We start from the raw sequence: 22,613 nt of genomic DNA, 5'->3' as shown, positions 1-22,613 counted from the left end.
TGCTGCATGGCATGGCCGGGACGAGCCCGGCATGACGCTGTGGAGGCTGTCGGTGTCCAGCCTACATCTCTTGCCCTACCGGCTCGCCGCCTCGCTCAGCCGCCGCTTGATCTTTGCCGCGCTCCTTTCGAGCAGCTCGGACGGCTTCTGGCCGGTCGTCGCGCAGAGGCAGGCCCAGTAATAGATGACGTCGCCGAGCTCATCGACGAGGCCAGCCTTGTCGAGCCAGTCATCGCGCAACAGCTTCTTGATGTGCTCGGCCACCTCGCCGGCCTCGCCCGCGAGGCCGAGACCGAGATAGGACAGCCGCTCGTTGGACGGATGTTCATCGACTTTCGCAACGCTCGCGGCCCAGGCCGCATATTCATCGATCGTCATTGGCATCCCTCGCCGCGGTGCTTCGATCAGCCCACCACTTCGGTAACGGGCTGGAGATCGATCTCAAACGTCTCCAGGAATTTTGACGTCATGATGTAGAAGCCGACCGAGAGCTGCAGCTCGACCAGCGCAGCCGGCGTCAGCTTCGCTGCGATCGCCTTGAAGGTCGCATCCGTCGGCTTCTTGAGTTTCACGATCTCGTCGGTGAAGGCGAGCGCGGCGCGCTGCACCTCGTTGAAGCACGTCGCCGCCTGCCAGTTTTCGAGCGCCTCGTTCTGCGCGTCGGTGACGCCGACATTCTTGCCGATCCGCTTGTGCGCGACGATCTCGTACGGCGCCTCGCACAAGATGCCGGTGCGGGTGATCGCAAGCTCGCGCACGACCGGATCGAGCTCGCCCTTGTGACGGATGGCGCCCCCCAGGCGGCAGTACTGCTCGAAATAGCTTGGCGAGTGCGCCATCATGCGGAAGATGTTGGCGTTGCGGTTCTTGTCGAGAATTTCGCGGGTGCGGTCGGATGCCTTGGACGGGTCGCTGTAGTTGATGCGGGCCATGATTTTCCTGAAGTTTTCCCTGATTTTTTGATGCTTTTTGTCGTCGTCCGCGCAAGTTCCCAAAGACTCTATTCGCGCGAGGACGCAGGAGCAACATTATCGAGTCAAATTGCCGCCGCATTGCTGATCGACCCTGACACAGTCGATATTCGCCGCGTGGGGACAAATCACGGTGAATACTCGCAAATGGGGTGTTCCGAGTAAAACAATTGGCCGTCGGGTGCGCTAGCCGCACAACGATGAGTCACGCCCAAGTCTAGGGAGAAAAAGGCATGAAGGAAGCCACCAAGGGGGCGGCCTCGGGAGCGCTCGCGCATATGCTGGCGGTGACGGCGATGCTCGTCATCGCCAGCATCTTGTTCTACGGGCGTTAGTTGGAGTTCTAGAGTTTTCGTCATTCCGGGGTGGCCCTCGCACAGGCCAGGCCCAGAATACCCGTTCCAGGCTCGGTCCCATGACCGCCCCCGAATGACGAATCCCGTTACGTTTCCTTCGTGAAGAACGGCACGAGTTTCCCGGCAAACGGCTTGAAGCTCGCGATGACCGAATCGCCGATGACGAGTCCGTTGTCGCCATGCGCCATCATGCGAAAACCCTCGGCGCAATCGACCAGCAAAATGTTGTAAGGCACGTGTGCGCGCGTCTCGGGTGTGGCGGCGCGGCAGACCAGCGAGCTCGCATAGACCCTGCCCTTGCCGCTGGCGCGCTGCTCGCGCGGATCCGATTCGCCACAAGCCGCGCAGAAGGCGCGGTGGAAATACTGCACATGCCCGCATGAGTTGCAGGTGTGGTAGGTGATGGCCGCCTCGCCCTTGGTCCAGTCTGCCAGACGCCCGCTCATCGCACCCGCTCCAGGAACATGCTCACATGCGACGACAGCACGCCGCCGTCGCCATGCAGCAACGCGATCGAGGCGTCGCGCACCTGGCGGCAAGCCGCCCGCCCCGTCATCTGCAAATGCGCCTCGACCAGATGCGCCATAGCGCCGCCGACGCCGCAATGGCCATAGCTGAGCAGGCCGCCATGGGTGTTCAGCGGCATCGCGCCGTCGCGGCTGAAATGGCCCGATCGGACGCGGGCTGCGGCCTCGCCGCGGCCGGCAAGACCGAGGTCTTCGAGCAGCATCGCGAGCGTAATGGTAAAACTGTCGTAGATCGCGGCGTAGCGCACGTCGGAGATCGCAAGGCCCGTGGCCTTCTTGGCGCGGGCGATGGAGATCTCGGCGCCGAGTTCGCTGAGCGCGGGCGCGGCCGTGACATGCTGATGGGTATGCGCCTGGGCGCAGCCGCGGATGCGCACGCCCGCCTCCCCCGTCCGCTCGCGGCTGATGACGAAGGCGGCGCCGCCGTCGGACACGGGGCAGCAGTCGAGCAGCTTGAGCGGCATCGCCACCGGCTTCGAGGCCATGACGTCGGCAACGGTGATCGGGTCGTGGAATTGCGCGCCGGGATGGGTGCAGGCGTAGCTGCGCATCAGCACGGCGAATTCGGCAAGGTCCTCTTCGGTCACGCCATATTCGTGCATGTACCTGCTAGCGACGAGGCCGTAATAGGCGGGGATCGTTGGTCCCAGCGACACCTCGTATTCGGGATGGCCGACCTGCGCCAGCGCCTGGATCGAGGCATCGCGGCTCTGCCCGGTGAGCCGGTTCTCGCCGGCAACGACCAGCACATTGCGCGCGACGCCCGAGGTGACGAGGTGATGCGCCAGCATCGTCATCGCGAGTCCCGTGGCGCCGCCGACCTGCACGGCGTGAGCGTAACTCGGGCGGATTCCAAAGTGCTCGGCGAACACGGTCGCCAGCATGATGTGCGGCGAGACGGTGGAATAGCCGCAAAGGATGCCGTCGATGTCCGCGCGCTTCAGCCCGGCATCGTCGAGCGCGGCTTGTGCCGCCTGGCTCATCAGGTCGAGCGAGGACGAGCCGTCATGCTTGCCGAAGGGCGTGAGGCCGACGCCGGTGATGAAGCTCATCGTCTCTCCTCCTCGTCATTCCGGGGCGCGCCCCTTGGCGCGAGCCCGGAATCCATACTCCCGATCGTGGTTATGGATTCCGGGCTCGCGACTTCGTCGCGCCCCGGAATGACGGATGAGAGAGTTGTCGCCATCACTTCCTCCCCTACTCCGGCGGCGAGCGCGTGACGCCGTCGCGCACCATGGCGGCGATCTCGTCGGCGGAGTATCCGATCTCGCGAAGAATCTCCGCGCCGTGCTCGTTGAGCCGCGGCGCCAGCCGCACCGGCTCGGCCTCCGTCTCCGACCAGGTCGCGGTCACTTTCATGCTGCGGATCGGACCTTCGGTCGGATGGTCCACGACCGGAAAGAAATTCGTCGCCTCCAGATGCTCGTCGTGCAGGATCGACGCGAGGTCGTGCATCGGCATGACCGGCACGTCGGCCTTGGTCAGCAGGTCGATCCATTCGGCGGTGGAGCGCGTCTCGAAGATGCGCGCGAGCTCGGCATAGACGACGTCGATATTGGCGGCGCGCCCCGCGAAAGTCGCGAATTTTGGATCGACACGCAGATCATCGCGCGCCGTCGCCTTGAAGAAATTCTCCCACTGCTTGTCGTTGTAGACGATGACGCTGAGATAGCCGTCCGAGGTCTTGTACGGCCTGCGGTCGCGCGAGAGGTGGCGGGCATAGCCGCCCTTGTCGAGCGGCGGCTCGTAGGTGAGCCCGCCCATGTGATCGCCCATGACGAAGCCGGCCATGGTCTCGAACATCGGGATATCGACGCGCTGGCCGCGTCCGGTGCGGTCGCGATGCACGAGACTGGCGCAGATCGCGCCGACGGCGGTGAGGCCGACGATGCGGTCGACCAGCGCGTTCGGCACGTAGCGCGGCACGCCGTCGCCGGTCTGCGCCATCAGCGCCGGCAGCGCGGTGGCGCCCTGGATCAGATCGTCATAGGCGGGCTTTGCGGCATACGGGCCATCCTGGCCAAAGCCGAACACGCCGGCATAGACGAGGCGCGGATTGAGGGCGGAGACGACGTCGTAGCCGAGCTGCAGCCGCGCCATCGCCTGCGGACGGACGTTGTAGACGAGAACGTCGGCGTCCCTCAGCAGCCGCAACACGGCCTCGCGGCCCGCGGGCTTCTTCAGATCGAGGCAGATCGAGCGTTTGCTGCGGTTGGTGTTGAGGAATACCGGGCCCATGCCGGCATGGCGCATCGGGCCGATCAGGCGGGTGACGTCGCCGTCGAGCGATTCCACCTTGATGACGTCAGCGCCGTAATCGCCGAGCATCTGGGTCGCATACGGCCCCATCAGCACGGTGGTCATGTCGATGACCTTGATGCCCTTCAGCGGCCCCATCATTCGCTCCCGATGCGCGGGGGGCTCAAGGCGCGGCCCCGCGATTTCGGTCCAGCTAAGGGCAGCGGTGCCGCGCGCGCAAGGGCGGCCGGCGTATGGCCGCATGCGCCGCGCGGTGATATCGGCCGCTATTTCTTCTGGCGGGATTCGCGGATCTTGAGGAGCCGGTCGAGCTCTTCGTTCTGCTGGCTGATCCGGTCGGCGATGCGCGACTCGTTCTGCTCGCCTGAGGCGGCCGCGGCCTGCTCGATGAGCTGCCTTATATTGTCCTCGAGGATCGCAATCCGACCGTTGAGTGCGTCCATCGACAGCGAGTCTTCGTAGTCAGTGCTCATGATGCATTTCCGCCAATCAATCAGGAGCCATAGGGTGGGCCAAGCGAAGCGGGCCCACCATGATCTAACGCAAGGAAGAGGGTGGGCACGGCGCCTTCGCGCCTTTGCCCACCCTACAAGACCTACTTCAGCGGCTCCAGCACCGAGACGTAGTTGGCGACCGCGGCGCCGCCCATGTTGAAGATGCCGCCGAGCTTGGCGTTCTTGAGCTGCATGCCCTCGGGCGCCTGGCCTGCGAGCTGCATCGCGGTCATCACATGCATGGAAACGCCGGTGGCGCCGATCGGATGGCCCTTGGCCTTCAGGCCGCCGGACGGATTGACCGGCAGCTTGCCGTCCTTGAGCGTCCAGCCTTCCTTGATGGCGCGGGCGCCCTGCCCCCTCGGCGTCAGCCCCATCGCTTCGTATTCGATCAGCTCGGCCACGGTGAAGCAGTCATGGGTCTCGACGAAGGAGAGATCGGACAGCGTCACCCCGGCCTTCTCCAGCGCGCGCTGCCAGGCAACGGTGCAGCCCTCGAACTGGAGGATGTCGCGCTTGGACATCGGCAGGAAGTCCTGGGCGTGCGCGGTGGCGCGGAAGCCGATCGACTTGGTCATGCCCTTGGCGGTCTCGGCGTCAGCCAGCACCAGCGCGGCGGCGCCGTCGGAGACCAGCGAGCAATCGGTGCGCTTGAGGGGGCCGGCGACGTAGGGGTTCTTCTCGCTCTCGGCGCGGCAGAAGTCGAAACCGAAATCCTTGCGCATCTGGGCGAAGGGATTGGCGACGCCGTTCTTGTGGTTCTTGGCCGCGATCAGCGCCAGGGCGTCGGACTGGTCGCCGTATTTCTGGAAATAAGAGCTGGCGATCTTGCCGAACACGCCGGCGAAGCCGCCGACGGTGTCGCCGTCCTCGGGGAGGTAGGACGCCTTCAGCAGGTTCTTGCCGATCTCGGCGCCCGGGGTGCGGGTCATCTGCTCGACACCGACGACCAGGACGATCTTGGCGGCGCCTGCGGCGATCGCGCGCAGGCCCTGGTGCACGGCGGCAGAACCGGTGGCGCAGGCGTTCTCGACCCGGGTGGCCGGCTTGAAGCGCAGCTTCGGGTCGGCCTGGAGCACCAGCGAGGCGGTAAAATCCTGCGCCGAGAAGCCGGCGTTGAAATGGCCGAGCACGATCTCGTCGACATCGCCGGCCGAAATGCCGGCATCGGCCATCGCCTCATTGGCGACGCGGGTGACGAGGCTTTCGACGGTCTCGGTGTCGAACTTGCCGAACGGCGTATGCGCCCATCCGACGATGCTGGCAGTCATGATCATGTCTCCCTGGGGTCTCTCTTCCTGAGCTAAGTCTTAGCGCAGGGATGGCAAGACTTCACGCGGGTTTCAGGGCCTTGAGGGTGCGCTGGCAGATGGCAGTTATGCCGGCCCAGTTCCCGGCCTTGATCTCGGCCGTCGGGCACAGCCAGGAACCGCCGACCGCGACCACGTTGGGCTCGGCGAGCCAGCTCGCCGCATTGGCCTCACCGATGCCACCGGTCGGGCAGAACCGCACGTTCGGGAACGGGCCGCCGAGCGAACGCAGGCCCTTGATGCCGCCGGCCTGCTCGGCCGGGAAGAATTTTGCGACGTCGAGGCCGTGCGACAGCGCCAGCATCAGCTCGGACGCCGTGGCGATGCCCGGCGCGAACGGCAGGGAGCTGTGGGCGGCGGCCTTGAGGAGATCGGGGGTCAGGCCCGGGCTGATGCCGAAGGCGACGCCGAGCTTCTCGACACGGGTGAAGTCGGCCGGATTGAGGATCGTGCCGATGCCGACGACCGCCTCCGGGACTTCGGCCATCATCGCCCTCGCCGCCTCGATCGCAACCGGGGTGCGCATGGTCACCTCCAGTGTGCGGACGCCGCCGGCAACCAGCGCGCGCGCCAGCGGCACGGCATCCTGGATCCGCTCGATGGTGAGGACGGGAATGACGGTCGCCGCCTTGAACAGCGCGGCGAGGTGGTTCTGTTGGGCAGTCGTGGTCATAGGGTCTATCTTTACTTGGTCGCCTGGCGGGAGGTCGCCGGCCGGTGCCGTTTCTTCGGCGGCATGGCATAGCCCGGAATAATGGCGCCGGAATAGCAGATCACGAGGCTGGCGAGGCGATGCCCGGCCTGGGCGGCCTCGACCGGATCGGAACCGGCGAGCCGGGCCGCGATATAGGCCGCGGCAAAGCTGTCTCCGGCCGCCGTGGTGTCGACGACGGGCTTGGTCATCGGTTCGGCCCGGACCTCATGGGTAGCCCCGGGGAAACGCAGCAGGCTGACGGGCTCGGCGAGCCGGAACACCAGCTCGGGCGTCGGGATGCGCGCCATCAGCTGATCGTTGCTCTCGCCAGGATAGAGCGCGAGCAGGTCCTCGGTCGAGGTCAGCACGATATCGGCGGCGGCGAAAGCAGCCGCAAACACCTCGCGCGCGACGTCGCGGTCCGGCCAACCCCGCGCGCGAAAATTGGTGTCGAACACGAAGCGGGTGCCGAGCAGGCGCGCGCGCTTGATCGCCGCGAACAGCCGCTCGCGCCCGGGCGCATCGTAGATCGAGAGCGTGATCGCGGAGAGATAGACGATGTCGTAGCTCATCAGCGAGTTGAGCAGCTCATCGGTCTCCGGCAGGTTCATCAGCTGGCGCGCCGCCGCGCTGTCGCGCCAGTGGAAGAACTGGCGCTCGCCCTTCGCATCCAGCTGGATCATGTAGAGGCCGGGTAGCTTGCCGGCCAGCCGCACGACACGCCTTGTGCCGACGCCCTCCGCATTCCAGGCCGCGATCATCTCTTCGCTGAGGCCGTCATCGCCGAGCGCGGTGAGATAATCGACCTTGACCTCGAGCCGCGCCAGATAGACCGCGGTGTTGAGGGTGTCACCGCCGAAGCCGCGCGAATACAGCCCGCCGCCCTGCCCTTGCCCGGCAGACGCGCCTCCTTGCGCCTGCCTGAGCTCGACCATGCATTCGCCGATGCAAGCAACGCTCGCCATCACCAGGGCTCGCTCAGTCAGTGATCATGCGACGAAGTTGCCGCCGAGCTCGTCTTCGATGTGAATGCGGATGATGTCGTCGAAGGTCTTCTCGGCGGTGGTGAAGCCGAGCTCGAGCGACCGCTTTGCATTGAAATTGCGCGGCCAGCCGCCGACGATGCCGACGATGAAGGGATCAGGTTCGTGCTTGATGCGCGCCGCGACTTTTTCGCCGGCAACCCGCTTCAAGGCGGCGATCTGCTCGCCGACCGTTGCCGAAAGGCCTGGCATGGTCAGATTGCGGCGCGGGCCGACGGTGGCGAGATCCATGGTGCCGGCATGGAGCAGGAAGCCGACCGCGGAGCGCGGCGTCGCGTGCCAGTGGCGAACGTCCTCGGACACCGGCAGCACCGCTTCCTTGCCGGCCAGCGGCTCGCGCAGGATGTTGGAGAAGAAACCCGATGCCGCCTTGTTGGGCAGGCCCGGCCGGATGCAGATGGTCGGCAGACGGATGCCGATGCCGTCGAGGAAACCGCGGCGCGAATAGTCGGCCAGCAACAGCTCGCCGATCGCCTTCTGGGTGCCGTAGCTGAGCAGCGGGGTGTGGAAGAACTCGTCGCCGATCGCATCGGGGAACGGCGCGCCGAACACCGCGATCGAGGACGTGAACACCACGCGGGGCTTGTAGCCGCCGCCGACCAGCCTGACAGCATCGAGCAGCATCCGCGTGCCGTCGAGATTGATGCGGTAACCCTTGTCGAAGTCGAGCTCGGCTTCGCCGGAGACGATCGCGGCGAGATGGAAGATCACGTCCGGGCGGCCGGCGATGAGCTTCTCGGCCGCGCCTGGGACTGCGAAATCGCCCGACACGGTCTCGACCGGGAAACCGGCCTTTTCCGGCCTCTTCGGCTCGACCACGTCATGCATGGTCAGCTTGGTGATGTCGCTCTTGCCGAGCCGGCCGTCACGCAACAGCCGTTCGCACAATTTGCGGCCGACCATGCCGGCGGCGCCGAGAACCAGAATGTGCAAGAGCTTAACTCCTTCTTATTGGCCGGAGCGCGCAGCCTCCGGCGCGCTCCCGTGGCGGACCCCGCGATTATTCCTTCACGGCGCCGGTCATCGCGGACACATAATGCTCCACGAAGAAGGCGTAAAGGATGACGAGCGGCAGCGAGCCGGCCAGGGCTCCGGCCATCAGCGAACCCCAGCGGTAGATGTCACCGTCCACGAACTCGTTGACGATCGCGACCGGCACCGTCTTGTTGCTGGTCGACTGCAGGAAGGTCAACGCGTAGATGAACTCGTTCCAGCACAGCGTGAAGCAGAAGATGAAGGCCGAGATCAGCCCGGGGATTGCGAGCGGCAGAACGATCTTGATCAGGATCTGCCAGCGGCTCGCCCCGTCGATCAGCGCGCATTCCTCGAGCTCGAACGGGATGGTCTTGAAATAGCCCATCAAGAGCCAGGTCGAGAACGGGATCAGGATGGTCGGATAGGTCAGGATCAACGCCAGCGGCGAGTCGAACAGGCCGTACTGGAACACGACGGTGGCGAGCGGGATGAACAGGATCGACGGCGGCACCAGATAAGCGAGGAAGATCAGCCCGCCGACGAGATTGGCGCCCTTGTAGCGCAAGCGCACGATGGCGTAGGCAGCTAACACCGACGCGATGATCGAAAGCACCGTCGCGCAGACGGCCACGTACATCGTGTTCCAGAGCCAGTACGGGTAGTAGCTCTCGAACAGCAGCTTGTGGAAATGCTTGAAGGTCGGATTCCAGGTCCAGAACGGGTTGTACCTGTCGAGATCGAGCAATTGCTCGTCCGGCTTCACCGAGGTCAGCGCCATCCAGTAGAACGGGAACAGCAGAACGATGACGATGATCGCGAGCGGCAGGTACAGCGTCACCATCCGGCGCGGCACCGACTGCAGATAGCTCATGCCCTCGCTGTGATCGTCCTTCGCCACCGTCGGAGAGGATCCCGATAGCACGGCCTTGAGATCAACGGACCTGGTGGGCAGATCAGTCATTGTTCTCTCCCTGCTGCCATTTCCTGCGCTGGAGGCCGAACCACGACACCATGATTGCGGCGAGCAGGAACGGGATCATGGCGCTCGAGATCGCGGCACCCTCGCCCAGTTGCCCGGCGATGATCGCGCGCTGGTAGGACAGCGTCGCCATCAAATGGGTGGCGTTGACGGGGCCGCCGCGGGTCATCGCCCAGATCAGCTGGAAGTCGGTGAAGGTGAACAGCACCGAGAAGGTCATCACGACGGCGATGATCGGCGTCAGCAGCGGATAGGTGATGAAGCGGAAATTCTGCCACCGCGTGGCGCCGTCGAGCGTTGCGGCTTCATAGAGCGAGGGCGACACCGTCTGCAGGCCCGCCAGCAGCGTGATGGCCACGAACGGCACGCCGCGCCAGATATTGGCGAAGATCACGCAAATGCGCGCCCAGGTCGTGTCGCCGAGGAAGTTGATGTTTTGGTCGATCAGGCCGAGATGCCTCAGCGACCAGGAGATGATGGAGAATTGCGAGTCGAAGATCCACCAGAACGCCAGTGCCGAGAGCACCGTCGGCACGATGAAGGGGATCAGGACCATCGCGCGCAACATCGCCTTGAACGGCATGTTCTCGTTCAGCAGCAGCGCGAGATAAAGCCCGATCGCGAATTTGAGGGCGCTGGCGACGAAGGTGTAGAGCAGCGTGTTGAACACCGACAGCCAGAAGATGGAGTCGTCCCACAACCACTCATAGTTCTCGGTAGCGACAAAGTGCCCGACCCTGCCGATGCGGGTGTCGGTGAAGGACAGCCAGATGCCGAGCCCCAGCGGATAGGCCAGGAAGAAGATCAGGAAGGCCATGGCCGGCACCATGAACCAGAAGCCGAGCCAGTTGCGATTGTGTTTGAGCTGGGTCCAGGCGCCGTCCTCTCTCATCTGAGGCTTGGCCCGGGGAATTGCGACATCAGCCATGCCCGATATCCCTGATCGAAATGTTGACGAGCGGGCGGCCGAATGGCCGCCCGCCCCGTGACCCTCAGCGATAGATGCGCTTCAGCTGGCGCTCGGCTTCCGCCATCGCGCCCTTCGCATCCTTGGTGCCGGTGCAGTAGTTGGCGAACATGTCGACGACGATGAAGTCGGCGATTGCGGTTGCCGCCTTTTCGCCGACGGTGCCGATACCGGCCGCCGGGAGAGTGCGCTTGGACGCCTGCGAGAACACGGCATTCTTGGGATCCGCCGTCCAGATCGGCGCCGATTCATAGCCGTTCAAGGTCTGCGTCAGATAGCCCTGCGCGCCGTCCAGCCACTTCTCGTAGTTCTCCTTCTCCAGCATGAAGGCGACGAAAGCCTTCGCCGCGTTCGGATATTTGGTGAAGTTGAAGGCGAGGATCGGCAGCGCAAGCTGCAGCTCGGTCGGCTTGCCGACCGGTCCGACCGGCCAGAGCGCGTGATAGGTGTCCTCGGCGAGCTCCTTCTTGCTCGCATCGGTCTTGGCGGCAACGTAGATCGAGATGCCGTTCGCCGTGCAATAGAGCTCGCCGGCGAGGAACGCCTTGTTGTTGGAGGAATCGTTCCAGGACGCGGTGCCCGGGATGAAGGCATCGTACAGCGACTTGCAATATTCCAGCGCCTTCGCGGTCTCCGGCGAATTGATGATGATCTTGTCGCTCTGGTCGACCGTGTAGGCGCCGTGGCCCCACAGCACCCAGTGCAGCCACGAATTGCCGTCGCCCGAGGCGTGCCCGAGCGCGAAGCCGGCCGGCGTGTTGTTCGCCTTCAGCGCCTTGCACATCTCGAGGAAGCTGGGGAAGTCCTTCGGGAATTCCTTGAACCCCGCCTTGTCGAGCGCCGACTTGCGGTACGTCATGTAACCGCCGTTGGTCGCGACGGGAATACCGAGCCAGTCGTTGCCTTGCTTGCAGGTCTTGGCGGCCGCATCGGTCCAGCCGCCGTACTTCTTGCCGAGATAATCGGCAACGTCGTTCATCTTCAGCACTTTGGTGGGGAACAGCTGCGGCAACGTGTGCAGGCCCCAGGCGAGATCGAGCCCGGAGCCGGTATTGGCCGCAACAGAGGCCTTCGGCTGCACGTCCTCGAAGGATTCGCTGAACACGTTCATCTCGGTGCCGGTGGCAGCCTTGAACGCCGCGACCATTGCGTTGAACGCGTCGTCCTCAGCCGGCACGAAGCGCTTCCATCGCATCACGGTCAGCTTGGCACCGGGCTCCGCCTTCCAGGGCGCGCTCTGCGCCCAGGCCTTGGCGAAATCGAACAGTGCCGGCCCGGTGAGCATGCCGGTCGCAGCCAGTGCCGTTCCGCCTTGAAGCAGAGTCCGGCGGGTAAAGTCTTGCATGTCGTCCTCCCTGTGATGCTTTTTTATTGTCTTAACTTGAACTTACGCTACGCGTTCAGGCGCTTTCCCGTCGCCTCGTCGAACAGATGCACCAGCGACGGATCGGGCTTCAGCCGGATCTTGTCGCCCGGGTTGAACTGATGGCGTTCGCGGAAGACCGCGACGACCTGCTCGCCGCCGATCTTGGCGAACACCTGCGTCTCCGAGCCGGTCGGCTCGACCACGATGATCTCGGCTTCGGCGCCGTCGTCGGCAATGGTGAAATGCTCGGGCCGCACGCCATAGACCGCGGGACGGCCGTCGGACGCCGCGGGAGCGGTCTTGAGCGGCAGCTTGACGCCGTTCGGTCCCTCGAAGGTCGCAACGCCGTTGACGCGCACATGCCCCTTCAGGAAGTTCATCGCGGGCGAGCCGATGAAGCCGGCGACGAACTGGTTATCGGGCTTGTCATAGAGCTCGAGCGGCGTGCCCATCTGCTCGACGATGCCGTCATGCATGACGACGATCTTGTCGGCCATGGTCATGGCTTCGATCTGGTCGTGGGTGACGTAGACGGTCGTCGTCTTCAGCCGCTGATGCAGCTCCTTGATCTCGGTGCGCATGGCGACGCGCAGCTTGGCGTCGAGGTTGGACAAGGGCTCGTCGAACAGGAAGACTTGCGGATCGCGCACGATGGCGCGGCCCATCGCGACGCGTTGGCGCTGGCCGCCGGAGAGCTGGCGCGGATAGCGATCGAGCAGCGGCGACAGCGCGAGGATCTCGGCGGCGCGCTTGACGCGCTTGTTGATCTCGTCGGCGCCCGCATTCCGCAGCTTCAGCGAGAAGCCCATGTTGTCGGCGACCGTCATGTGCGGATAGAGCGCGTAGTTCTGGAATACCATCGCAATGTCCCGCTCCTTGGGCTGGACATTGTTGACGACGCGGTCGCCGATCGAGATCGTGCCGGAGGTGATGTTCTCGAGACCGGCGAGCATGCGCAGAAGCGTCGACTTGCCGCAGCCGGAAGGGCCGACCAGAACGACGAACTGGCCGTCCTCGATCGGTACAGTCACGCCGTGCAGGACTTCAAAATTGCCGAACGATTTCCGCACGTCGCGGATTTGCACAGACGACATCTAGCTCCCTCCTCGAAAGTCCACGGCGCCTCTAGCGCCGCGACCGTCTTGTTTTTTCAGACTTCACCGAACTCGGCCCGATCTTAGCGGGCAACATTGTCGGCAGTTTGTGCGGTTTTGGCAATTTGTCTTTGGTTAGTCGTTGCTGGTAGCGCTGTCAACGTTCCTTTGTTTGCGGGACTGACTGTGTTAAGAGCAGCAAATGGGTCGAAAACGCACCAAGTCAGGCAAGATCCGGCTGGCGGAAGTCGCCGAGCTTGCCGGCGTCAGCCCGATTACGGCGTCCCGCTTCTTCCGCAATCCGGAGGCCCTGTCGATCGGCAAGCGGACGCGGGTCGAGAGCGCCGCCAAGGAGCTCGGCTATGTGCCGAACCTTGCGGCCCGCGCGCTGGCCTCGCAACGCACCGAGGTCATCGGTGTCTTGATCCCGTCCCTAACCAACAACGTGTTCTCGGACGTGCTGCGCGGCATCTACGACGCGTCCGAAGGTAGCCGTTACTCGATCCAGTTGTCCAACACGCGCTACAGCATTCTCCAGGAAGAAAAGCTGCTGCGACTGTTTCTCGCGCAAAAGCCGGCCGGGCTGATCGTCACCGGCATCGACCAGACCACGGAATCGCGTGCCATGCTGGAGGCCGCGGATTGCCCGATCGTGCAGATCATGGAGATCGGCCCCGATCCGGTCGACATGATGATCGGCTTTTCGCACTATGATGCAGCCCGCGCAGCGGTTGGGCACCTGTTCGAGCAGGGCCGCCGCAAGATCGGCTTCGTCGGTGCGCGCATGGACCCGCGGGTGCAGCGGCGGCTGGACGGATATGTCTCGGCGATGAAGGATGCCGCACTGTTCGAGCAGCGCCTCGTCGTCACCACGGCGACACCGACCTCGGTGACGCTGGGCGGCGCCCTGTTCACCGATCTCCTGGCGCGCGAGCCCAATCTCGATGCGGTGTTCTGCGCCAATGACGACCTTGCGCTCGGCGTGCTGTTCGAATGCCGGCGCCGGGAGATCGCTGTCCCCGAGCAGATCGCGATCGTCGGCTTCAACGACCTCGAATTCATGGCCTCCGCCGTCCCCACCCTCACCAGCGTGCGCACCAACCGCTACGAGATGGGCAAAACGGCCGCCACCATGCTGATCGAGGCGATCGACGGACGGCGCCCGGAGCAGTCGGTGCTCGATCTCGGCTTCAGGGTAATCGAGCGGCAAAGCTCATCGCCGCGCCATTCGGACGGCAGGCCGACCGTTTCAGGCGCAGGCGCGGCGAACAAAATGGTAGCGTTACCAAGTAGCCATGACTAGTATCGCATTTGTGAGGAAACGACCCGCCAGCGGGCCAGCGATCCGTCATTGGCGTCATTGGGCATCGCACAAGCCGACACCCCAAGACTGATGTAAATGGACGGACGCCAGTGCGTTTGCATTGCAGGAGAAACCAATGACAAAAAAGCCAACCAATGGGCATGCGCCCGCCGGCAACGGCTCCCGCCGCCACCTTCGCTCGCAGGAATGGTTCAACAACCCGCATAATCCGGGCATGACGGCGCTCTACATGGAGCGCTACCTCAATTACGGCCTCACCCGTGCGGAGCTGCAGTCCGGCAAGCCGATCATCGGCATCGCCCAGACCGGCAACGACCTCTCTCCCTGCAACCGCCACCATATCGAGCTTGCCCATCGCGTCCGCGAGGGCATCCGCGAGGCCGGCGGCATTGCGATGGAATTCCCGACCCATCCGATCCAGGAGACCGGCAAGCGCCCGACCGCCGCGCTCGACCGCAACCTCGCCTATCTCGGCCTGGTCGAGATCCTCTACGGCTATCCGCTCGACGGCGTCGTGCTCACCACCGGCTGCGACAAGACCACGCCGGCCTGCATGATGGCGGCGGCGACCGTCAATCTGCCCGCGATCGTGCTGTCGGGCGGCCCGATGCTGAACGGCTGGCATGCCGGCGAGCGCACCGGCTCCGGCACCATCGTCTGGAAGTCGCGCGAGCGGCTCGCCGCGGGCGAGATCGACTATGAAGAGTTCATGGAGATCGTGGCTTCGTCGGCGCCCTCGGTCGGCCATTGCAACACCATGGGCACCGCCTCGACCATGAACGGTCTTGCCGAAGCGCTCGGCTTCTCGCTGCCGGGCTGCGCGGCGATCCCCGCGCCCTATCGCGAGCGCGGCCAGATCGCCTACGAGACCGGCAAGCGCGCCGTCGAGATGGTCTGGGAAGATCTCAAGCCCTCGGACATCCTGACCCGCAAGGCGTTCGAGAACTGCATCGTGATCAATTCGGCGATCGGCGGCTCGACCAACGCGCCGATCCACATCAACGCGCTGGCCCGCCACATCGGCGTCGAGCTCACCATCGAGGACTGGCAGAAGGTCGGGCACGACGTGCCGCTGCTGGTCAACATGCAGCCGGCCGGCTTCTATCTCGGCGAGGAATTCCACCGCGCCGGCGGCGTGCCTGCGGTGGTGCGCGAGTTGATGAAGCACAAGCGCATCCATGAGGATGCCGTCACCGTCAACGGCCGCGGCATCGGCGAGAACTGCAAGGACGCGCCTGTCCCCGACAACGACGTGATCTGGGCTTACGACAAGCCGCTGGTGAAGGACGCCGGCTTCCTGGTGCTGAAGGGCAATCTGTTCGATTCCGCGATCATGAAGACCTCAGTGATCTCCAAGGAATTCCGCGACCGCTATCTCAGCAATCCGAAAGATCCCAACGCATTCGAGGGCCGCGCCATCGTGTTCGAGGGTCCGGAGGACTATCACGCGCGGATCGACGATGCCTCGCTCGACATCGACGAGCGCTGCGTGCTGTTCATCCGCGGCACCGGACCGATCGGTTACCCTGGTGGAGCCGAGGTCGTGAACATGCAGCCGCCGGCAGCGCTGATCAAACGCGGCATCCTGTCCCTGCCCTGCATCGGCGACGGCCGCCAGTCCGGCACCTCGGGCTCGCCCTCGATCCTGAATGCTTCGCCGGAAGCCGCCGCCAATGGCGGGCTTGCGATACTCAAGACTGGCGACAAGGTCCGGGTCGACCTCAACAAGGGCAGCGCCAACATCCTGATCTCGGACGAGGAGCTGAAGAAGCGTCACGCCGAGCTCAAGGCCAATGGCGGCTTCAAGCATCCCGAAAACCAGACGCCGTGGCAGGAGATCTATCGCAACACCGTCGGCCAGCAATCGACCGGCGCCTGCATGGAGCTCGCCACGCGCTATCAGAACGTCGCCGGCACGTTTGGCGTGGCGCGGGATAATCACTAAGCAAGATTGTCATTCCGGGATGCGCCGCAAGGCGCAGGCCGGAATCCATACTCCCGATCGTGGTTATGGATTCTCAGATGCGCAATTGCGCATCGTAGCTCGCGCCTTCGCCGCGCCCCGGAATGACGGCACCAATTCAAAGGAGACAAACAACATGGCCAACCGCCTCAAGGGTAAACGCGCCGTCGTCACGGCGGCAGCGGCCGGCATCGGGCGCGCTTGCGCCATCGCATTTGCGCGTGAAGGCGCAACCGTCATCGCCACCGACATCAACGAGGCCGGTATCGCTGATCTGACCAAGGAAGGCATTGCCGAGGTCGCAAAGCTCGACGTGCGCAACACCGCCGACGTCAACGCCCTTGCCAAGCGCATCGGCAAGATCGACATCCTGCTCAACGCGGCCGGCTTCGTGCACCACGGCACCATCCTGGAGTGCTCGGAAGAGGATTTTGATTTCTCGTTCGACCTCAACGTCAAGTCGATGCACCGGACCATCAGGGCGTTCCTGCCCGAGATGATCGCGGGCGGCGGGGGCAGCATCGTCAACATCTCGTCCTGCGCAGCGCTGCGGCCGCCGGCGAACCGCTACGTCTACAGCTCGTCGAAGGCGGCAGTGTCGCTGCTGTCGCGTGCGGTCGCGCTCGACTTCATCACCAAGGGCATCCGCTGCAACTCGATCTGCCCCGGCACCGTCGAGACGCCGTCGATGCTCGACCGCGCCGCCGCACAGGGACCGCAAGGCAAGGAGATGTTCATCTCCCGCCAGAAGATGGGCCGGCTCGGCACCGCCGAGGAGATTGCCAACATGGCGGTCTATCTCGGCAGCGACGAGAGCGCCTTCACCACCGGCGTCGACCTCGTCGTCGACGGCGGCTACATGCTCTGACCCCAGGGGCACCCGGCATGAACAAGATCGATCTCGACGGCCGCGTCGCCATCGTCACCGGTGGCGCGCAGGGCTTTGGCCGCGCCATCACCGAGCGCCTTGCCGCCTCCGGCGCCAAGGTCGCGATCTGGGATTTCGACGCCGCGCTCGCTGAGAAGACGGCGAAGGAGATCGGCGACAACGTCCGCGTCTTCAAGGTCGACGTCACCGACACCGCGGCCGTCGAGCAGGCGCGCGATGCGACGCTCGCCGCATTCGGCAAGATCGACATCCTCGTCAACAATGCCGGCATCGCCGGCGTGAACAAGCCGGTCTGGGAGACCGACCTCGAGGAATGGCGGAAGGTCCTGCGCATCAACCTCGATGGTCCCTTCATCGTCTGCAAGGCCATCGTGCCCGCGATGCTCAAGCAGAAATACGGGCGGATCGTGAACATCGCCTCGATCGCCGGCAAGGAAGGCAACCCGAACGCCTCGCACTATTCGGCGTCCAAGGCCGGCCTGATCGCGCTGACGAAGTCGCTCGGCAAGGAGCTCGCCGCGCATGACATCCTCGTCAATGCGGTGACGCCGGCCGCGGCCAAGACCGCGATCTTCGACCAGATGACGCAGCAGCACATCGACTTCATGTTGTCGAAGATACCGAAGGGGCGCTTCGTGCTGGTCGAAGAGCTCGCCGCGATGGTGGCCTGGCTCGCATCCGAGGACTGCGCGTTCTCGACCGGCGCGGTGTTCGACATCTCGGGCGGACGCGCAACCTATTGAGGACAGCATGATCCGGGAAGGTGGATGCCTGTGCGGCGCGGTGCGGTTCAAGGCGGAAGGCGAGCCGCTCAACGTTCGCGTCTGCCATTGCCGCCTCTGTCAGAAGGCGATGGGCTCGCCCTTCTTCGCCCGCGCGCAGTTCGACCAGCGCGCACTGAGCGTCGAAGGCGAGACGGAGCGCTATGCGTCGTCCGAGGCGATCGACCGCGTGTTCTGCAAGCGCTGCGGCACGCGCCTGTTCGCCTGGCGCCGTAACGGCACGCTCGCGGGCGTGTCCCTCTCCGTTTTCGACGATCGCAATGCCTTCGCGCCGACCGAGCACATCTGGGTCTCGGAAAAGCCCGCCTGGCTGAAGCTCGACGACGGCCTGGTGCAATATCCCGGGACGATTCCGGCCTGATTGCACGATGGCACGGCGGCGTGCTGCCGGCGCCCCCTTTGCAGCGTGGCATTTCGGGACCGCCCCTCCTATGTTGAGCCGAAGCGTTGCTGTACCGCCGGTTGGCCGGGACGGCCGCAAGGCCGCAGGCAAACCGGGACGGACGAGCCGTGAACATTTCCTTTTATGATCTGTCGGTATGGGTGCTTCCCCTCGTGCTCGCCATCACCTTCCACGAGGCTGCGCACGCTTTCGTCGCGGACCGGCTCGGGGACGACACCGCCTCGCAGCTCGGCCGCGTCAGCTTCAACCCGCTGCGCCACATTGACCCGTTCGGCACCGTGATCCTGCCGGCGATGCTGCTGTTCGCGCACTCGCCGTTCCTGTTCGGCTACGCCAAGCCGGTACCGGTCAACTTCCGCAAGCTGAACAACCCCAAACTGGACATGGTCTGGGTGGCATTGGCCGGGCCTGTCACCAACATCCTGCTGGCGCTTGCAGTGGCCCTCGCCTTCCACGCCCTGCCCCTTGTCCCCGCAAGCTCGGCGAAATGGGTCGCCGACAACCTCAAGAATGCGCTCATCATCAACGCCATCCTCGCGGTCTTCAACATGATGCCGATCCCGCCGCTCGATGGCGGGCGCGTCGCGGTCGGGCTGTTGCCCCGCCCGCTCGCCATGCCGCTGGCCCGGCTCGAGCCGTTCGGGATGCTGATCCTGATCGGCCTGTTGATCCTGCTGCCCCTTGCAGGTTCCCAGTTCGGTCTAAATCTTGATGTTATTTCAGCAATACTGCGAACGTTGACCGGTTATGTGATTCAGGCTGTTCTCCTCCTGACCGGCAATGCGTAGTTGAACAGCCACCCGAACTTTAAGCCGAAGGGCCAGAGGCCGACTTGGTCAAAGCTGCCGATATGCTGATCGCGCGACGCGCGGACACCCGCGCCCGCGCCGATTTTGCCACCTGGAAGATGATGGCCAAGCTCAATGGGGCGTCCGCGCTCCCGCCGGAGGCCCAGGAGTTTCTGGCGAGCTACCAGAACCTGCTGGCGCAGATGAGCGAGGGCGAGGCCACCGAGGCGACCATCGGTGCGATCTACAAGGCCTATTATGCCGAGATGGGCGGCGCGGGAGCCGCACCCGACGTCCGCCCTCGCCCGCCTGAAGCAGCGGCGGACAATGTTACCGCTTTCCGCCGTCCGGCGCCGAAGCCAAAGACGACCAGCTTTTTCGGGGCTGGGGCGACAGCTGGAACCCAGAAACGGCCACTCCCGGTGGCGCTGATCTTCGCCTGCCTGGTCGTCGTCTATGTCGGCATCCGGCTCTACTGGCGCTGAGCGGTCTTCTTCTTTTTCGCGTCGGCCGGCGTGAAGATGATATCGACGGTCCGCTCGAACCGGTCCTCGGTCAGCCCGGCAGGCGGCTGCGGGATCGGATCCGACTTGCGGACGATCGAGACCGCGGCCGCGTCGTAGGCTGAATCCCCGGATGACTCCACCACATCCACCGACAGCACGTTGCCCTTCCGGTTGATCGCGAAGCTCACCTTGACCTTCTGGTTATTGGGCTGCTTGCCTTCCGGATTGATCTTGTGCAGCGACAAATGCGCGCTGATCTTGCGGTTCCAGTCGGCGGTCAGCTTCAGGATGTCCTTGCCGATGCCGATGACGGGCGCCAGCGCCTTCTCGGCCTCGCGCGCGTCCTCCTCGAGCGTCTGCCGTGCCGTCGCAACCGATTTCGGCGAGGCTTCGGCGGCCGGCGTTTCGACCGCCTGAATTTTCGGATCGTCTTCGGTCGGCTTCTTCGCGTTGTTCTCGGTCACGACGCGGTCGGGATCCTCGACCTGCTGCGACTGGTCCTTGGGAAGCTCCGTCTCCTTGGTCTCGGCCTTCTGCTCGGGAAGCGCCTGCTGCTCCTGCATCGCTTCGCTGTCGGGCCCGGGCGGCAGATCGGTTTCGGGCGCCTTGGGCGATGCCATCTCCACGGCGAATTCCGCACCGTTCGCACCCAGGCCGTCGCCGTCGTCGTCAGCGCGCAAATGAGCCAGCGCGAGCGCAGCACCACCCAAATGGAGCACGAGCGCGGCCACCGCCGCCAGGATCCAGAGCTTCCGGGATGGTCTGTGTTCGTCCGACATAGCGGGCCTCTAAGGCTGAGCGGCGCCTGCCGCAGGCGCTCCCGGCGCGCCTTCCAGCGCCACCAGTTTCACCCGCGTATAGCCGCCTGAGCGCAGGAGCTCCATGACGCCCATCAACTCCCCGTACGGCACCGAACGATCGGCGCGCAGGAAGACGTACTTGTCCTTGCTCATGTCGGACAGTCCGTCGAGCGTCCCGATCAGCTCGGCCCGGTGGACCGGATTCTCCCCGAGGGCGAGCGTCAGATCGGGCTTGATGCTGAGATAGGTCGGCTTGTCCGGTTTCTTCTGCGGCGTCGCGCTCGACGTCGGCAGATCGATCGGCAGGTCGACCGTGGAGAGCGGAGCTGCGACCATGAAGATGATCAGCAGCACCAGGATGACGTCGATGAACGGCGTGACGTTGATGTCATGCGTTTCCGAGAAATCGTCGTCGTCATCGTTGTCTGCGAGCGAAACGCCCATGGCTCACTCCGCTGCGCGCGAATGCACGCTGCCGTGGCTGCGGTCGAGATCGCGCGAGAGCAGCCGCCCCGCGGCACCCGAGGCGCGGCTGACGAGCTCGAGATAGCCCTTCGTCACGCGCGAGAAGTGGTTGTAGATGATGACGGCCGGGATCGCGGCGACGAGGCCGATCGCGGTGGCGAGCAGCGCCTCGGCGATGCCGGGCGCGACGACCGCGAGGTTCGTGGTCTGCGACTTCGAGATGCCGATGAAGCTGTTCATGATGCCCCAGACCGTGCCGAACAGGCCGACGAAGGGCGAGGTCGAGCCGATGGTCGCGAGCACGCCCATGCCGATGCGGATCCGCCGCGCCTCGGCGCGCACGATCTCGGAAAAGCTGGAGGCTGCGCGCTCCTTGATGCCGGCGTCGCTGGACAGGCCGGCCGACATCCGCGCCTCGCGCAGCGCCGCCGCCAGGAACGACGGCAGGATGCCCTCCTTGGCTCCGAGCGCCATCTGCGCTTCGGCGAGGGAGCGCGTCTCCGCAACCTTCTTCAGCGCCGAACGAAGCTTGGAGGATGCGACCGACAGCTCGATCGACTTGGCGATGAAGACGGTCCAGGTCATCAGCGATGCGAAGGCGAGCCCGATCATCACCGCCTTCACGATGACGTCCGCCGACATGAACATCACCCAGGGTGACAATTCCTTCATCGCCGGCGCGATGCCAGCCGCCGCATCAGGCTTGGCATCAGGCTTGGCGGTGGTCGAAACGGCGGCCGCGGAGGGCACCGTGGGAGCAACCGGGGTGGCTGCCGTCGAAGCCGAAGGCGCCGGGACCGCAGGCGTGGTGGCCGCGGGCGCCGCCGGAGCCGGACCGGCCGGGGCCGGCTGAGCCGTCGACTGCGCCGGTGCCGAGGGGGGTTGTGTCTGGGCCGAAACGGGGGATGCGAGCCCGGCGGCCGCCAGCATCAAAGCTGCGGCAAGGCTTGCTCTAGAGGTCATGGTCTTCATACTTCGGCCCAGTAGCGAATGAGGTTGTGATAGATACCCGTCAATTTGACCGTTTCGGGATCGTCACGCCCGAGCCGGTCCACCAGCGCCTGAATCGCGGTATCGAGGTCGAAGATCATGCTCCGGGCTTGATCGTCCCGTATCATGCTCTGCAGCCAGAAGAAAGACGCAACCCGTGTTCCCCTGGTCACCGGCGTGACGAGGTGGAGGCTGGTCGAGGGATAGAGCACGCAGTCGCCGGCTGGCAACTTGACTTCGTGCGAGCCGTAAGTGTCCTCGATCACAAGTTCGCCACCGTCGTACTCTTCCGGCTCGGCGAGAAACAGCGTCACCGACAGGTCCGTGCGGATGCGAAGGCCGGTCAGACGGTCGCCGCGGATCGCATTGTCGACATGCAGGCCGAAATGGTGGCCGCTATCCGCCGCATAGCGGTTGAACAGCGGCGGGAAGATCTGGAGCGGAATTGCCGCCGCGATGAAGCGCGGGTTCGACGTCAGCGCCGAGATGATGCGGTTGCCGAGTTTTCGCGCGACTTCGCTGTCCGGTGGCAATTGCTCGTTGCGCTTGACCATGGCCGACTGCGCGCCGGCGGTGGACCGGCCGTCCTCCCATGCGCTGGCGTCCATGATGCGGCGGAAATCCGCCACATCATCCTTGCTGAGAACGCCAGGCAGGCACGTCAACAT

25 protein-coding genes are annotated in these 22,613 nt (G+C 64.7%); 7 read left to right on the top strand and 18 right to left on the bottom strand.

Annotated elements, in window-relative coordinates; translation table 11 throughout:
* Positions 1-75: 75 nt before the first annotated feature.
* The 14 genes from XH81_RS35360 to XH81_RS35295 all read right to left on the bottom strand — a co-directional run bounded on the left by XH81_RS35360 (position 76) and on the right by XH81_RS35295 (position 13,035).
* On the bottom strand, positions 76-378 hold the full coding sequence (locus XH81_RS35360; protein ID WP_028145149.1) for a nucleoside triphosphate pyrophosphohydrolase family protein: 303 nt from the start codon (positions 376-378) through the stop codon (positions 76-78).
* A gap of 26 nt (positions 379-404) precedes the next feature.
* On the bottom strand, positions 405-932 hold the full coding sequence (locus XH81_RS35355; protein WP_028145150.1) for a carboxymuconolactone decarboxylase family protein: 528 nt from the start codon (positions 930-932) through the stop codon (positions 405-407).
* 481 nt (positions 933-1,413) lie between these two features.
* Positions 1,414-1,773: a Zn-ribbon domain-containing OB-fold protein gene (locus tag XH81_RS35350; RefSeq protein ID WP_028145151.1), complete on the bottom strand. Its 360-nt coding sequence runs from the start codon at positions 1,771-1,773 to the stop codon at positions 1,414-1,416.
* Positions 1,770-2,906 carry a thiolase family protein gene (locus XH81_RS35345; RefSeq protein WP_152103096.1) on the bottom strand — a complete coding sequence of 379 codons (1,137 nt, stop codon included), beginning with the start codon at positions 2,904-2,906 and terminating at the stop codon, positions 1,770-1,772. Before XH81_RS35345 ends, XH81_RS35350 begins: the two co-directional genes overlap by 4 nt.
* Positions 2,907-3,051: 145 nt before the next feature.
* Positions 3,052-4,251: a CaiB/BaiF CoA transferase family protein gene (locus tag XH81_RS35340; RefSeq protein ID WP_028145153.1), complete on the bottom strand. Its 1,200-nt coding sequence runs from the start codon at positions 4,249-4,251 to the stop codon at positions 3,052-3,054.
* A 128-nt stretch (positions 4,252-4,379) separates the two neighbouring features.
* Entirely contained in the window at positions 4,380-4,586 is a 207-nt protein-coding gene (locus XH81_RS35335) for a hypothetical protein (protein ID WP_028145154.1), read from the bottom strand.
* 122 nt (positions 4,587-4,708) lie between these two features.
* Positions 4,709-5,878 carry an acetyl-CoA acetyltransferase gene (locus XH81_RS35330; RefSeq protein WP_028145155.1) on the bottom strand — a complete coding sequence of 390 codons (1,170 nt, stop codon included), beginning with the start codon at positions 5,876-5,878 and terminating at the stop codon, positions 4,709-4,711.
* A gap of 61 nt (positions 5,879-5,939) precedes the next feature.
* The gene (gene eda, locus XH81_RS35325) at positions 5,940-6,590 is read right to left on the bottom strand and encodes a bifunctional 4-hydroxy-2-oxoglutarate aldolase/2-dehydro-3-deoxy-phosphogluconate aldolase (protein ID WP_028145156.1); all 651 of its coding nucleotides are present in this window, start codon (positions 6,588-6,590) and stop codon (positions 5,940-5,942) included.
* Positions 6,591-6,601: 11 nt separating this feature from the next.
* Positions 6,602-7,576, bottom strand: a complete 975-nt coding sequence (locus tag XH81_RS35320) for a sugar kinase (protein WP_028145157.1) — start codon at positions 7,574-7,576, stop codon at positions 6,602-6,604.
* A gap of 24 nt (positions 7,577-7,600) precedes the next feature.
* The gene (gene denD / locus XH81_RS35315) at positions 7,601-8,587 is read right to left on the bottom strand and encodes a D-erythronate dehydrogenase (RefSeq protein WP_028145158.1); all 987 of its coding nucleotides are present in this window, start codon (positions 8,585-8,587) and stop codon (positions 7,601-7,603) included.
* A 67-nt stretch (positions 8,588-8,654) separates the two neighbouring features.
* A complete protein-coding gene (locus XH81_RS35310) occupies positions 8,655-9,590 on the bottom strand; it encodes a carbohydrate ABC transporter permease (protein ID WP_028145159.1) in 936 nt (311 codons plus the stop codon).
* A complete protein-coding gene (locus XH81_RS35305) occupies positions 9,583-10,500 on the bottom strand; it encodes a carbohydrate ABC transporter permease (protein ID WP_080670311.1) in 918 nt (305 codons plus the stop codon). Before XH81_RS35305 ends, XH81_RS35310 begins: the two co-directional genes overlap by 8 nt.
* A 100-nt stretch (positions 10,501-10,600) precedes the next feature.
* The gene (locus XH81_RS35300; RefSeq protein WP_028145161.1) at positions 10,601-11,920 is read right to left on the bottom strand and encodes an ABC transporter substrate-binding protein; all 1,320 of its coding nucleotides are present in this window, start codon (positions 11,918-11,920) and stop codon (positions 10,601-10,603) included.
* Positions 11,921-11,967: 47 nt separating this feature from the next.
* The gene (locus tag XH81_RS35295) at positions 11,968-13,035 is read right to left on the bottom strand and encodes an ABC transporter ATP-binding protein (protein ID WP_028145162.1); all 1,068 of its coding nucleotides are present in this window, start codon (positions 13,033-13,035) and stop codon (positions 11,968-11,970) included.
* 202 nt (positions 13,036-13,237) lie between these two features.
* On the opposite strand from XH81_RS35295, the gene XH81_RS35290 reads away from it, so the two are divergent.
* The 7 genes from XH81_RS35290 to XH81_RS35260 all read left to right on the top strand — a co-directional run bounded on the left by XH81_RS35290 (position 13,238) and on the right by XH81_RS35260 (position 19,669).
* Positions 13,238-14,338, top strand: coding sequence for a LacI family DNA-binding transcriptional regulator (locus XH81_RS35290; RefSeq protein ID WP_028145163.1), 1,101 nt, complete (start codon positions 13,238-13,240; stop codon positions 14,336-14,338).
* Positions 14,339-14,474: 136 nt separating this feature from the next.
* Positions 14,475-16,304: an IlvD/Edd family dehydratase gene (locus tag XH81_RS35285; protein WP_028145164.1), complete on the top strand. Its 1,830-nt coding sequence runs from the start codon at positions 14,475-14,477 to the stop codon at positions 16,302-16,304.
* 154 nt (positions 16,305-16,458) lie between these two features.
* Positions 16,459-17,190 carry an SDR family oxidoreductase gene (locus XH81_RS35280; RefSeq protein ID WP_028145165.1) on the top strand — a complete coding sequence of 244 codons (732 nt, stop codon included), beginning with the start codon at positions 16,459-16,461 and terminating at the stop codon, positions 17,188-17,190.
* A gap of 17 nt (positions 17,191-17,207) precedes the next feature.
* Entirely contained in the window at positions 17,208-17,954 is a 747-nt protein-coding gene (locus tag XH81_RS35275; RefSeq protein ID WP_028145166.1) for an SDR family NAD(P)-dependent oxidoreductase, read from the top strand.
* Between the two features lie 7 nt (positions 17,955-17,961).
* Positions 17,962-18,354: a GFA family protein gene (locus XH81_RS35270; protein WP_028145167.1), complete on the top strand. Its 393-nt coding sequence runs from the start codon at positions 17,962-17,964 to the stop codon at positions 18,352-18,354.
* A 149-nt stretch (positions 18,355-18,503) separates the two neighbouring features.
* A complete protein-coding gene (locus XH81_RS35265) occupies positions 18,504-19,184 on the top strand; it encodes a site-2 protease family protein (protein WP_028145168.1) in 681 nt (226 codons plus the stop codon).
* Between the two features lie 62 nt (positions 19,185-19,246).
* Positions 19,247-19,669: a hypothetical protein gene (locus tag XH81_RS35260; protein ID WP_028145169.1), complete on the top strand. Its 423-nt coding sequence runs from the start codon at positions 19,247-19,249 to the stop codon at positions 19,667-19,669.
* On the opposite strand, the gene XH81_RS35255 is transcribed toward XH81_RS35260, so the two are convergent.
* The 4 genes from XH81_RS35255 to XH81_RS35240 are packed head-to-tail and all read right to left on the bottom strand — an operon-like array spanning position 19,657 to position 22,613.
* Positions 19,657-20,469: an energy transducer TonB family protein gene (locus tag XH81_RS35255; RefSeq protein WP_028145170.1), complete on the bottom strand. Its 813-nt coding sequence runs from the start codon at positions 20,467-20,469 to the stop codon at positions 19,657-19,659. The genes XH81_RS35260 and XH81_RS35255 overlap by 13 nt on opposite strands.
* Positions 20,470-20,478: 9 nt before the next feature.
* Entirely contained in the window at positions 20,479-20,934 is a 456-nt protein-coding gene (gene exbD, locus XH81_RS35250; RefSeq protein ID WP_028145171.1) for a TonB system transport protein ExbD, read from the bottom strand.
* Positions 20,935-20,937: 3 nt separating this feature from the next.
* Positions 20,938-21,927 carry a tonB-system energizer ExbB gene (gene exbB, locus XH81_RS35245; RefSeq protein ID WP_028145172.1) on the bottom strand — a complete coding sequence of 330 codons (990 nt, stop codon included), beginning with the start codon at positions 21,925-21,927 and terminating at the stop codon, positions 20,938-20,940.
* Complete coding sequence (locus XH81_RS35240) at positions 21,924-22,613, bottom strand: Fe2+-dependent dioxygenase (protein ID WP_028145173.1); 690 nt, start codon at positions 22,611-22,613, stop codon at positions 21,924-21,926. Before XH81_RS35240 ends, exbB begins: the two co-directional genes overlap by 4 nt.

The sequence above is a fragment of the Bradyrhizobium sp. CCBAU 25360 genome, assembly GCF_028128695.1.
In the GTDB taxonomy this organism is placed as follows: Bacteria; Pseudomonadota; Alphaproteobacteria; order Rhizobiales; family Xanthobacteraceae; genus Bradyrhizobium; species Bradyrhizobium ottawaense.
Note: the sequence above shows the minus strand (reverse complement) of the source record. Positions and strands in the feature narration are given on the sequence as shown.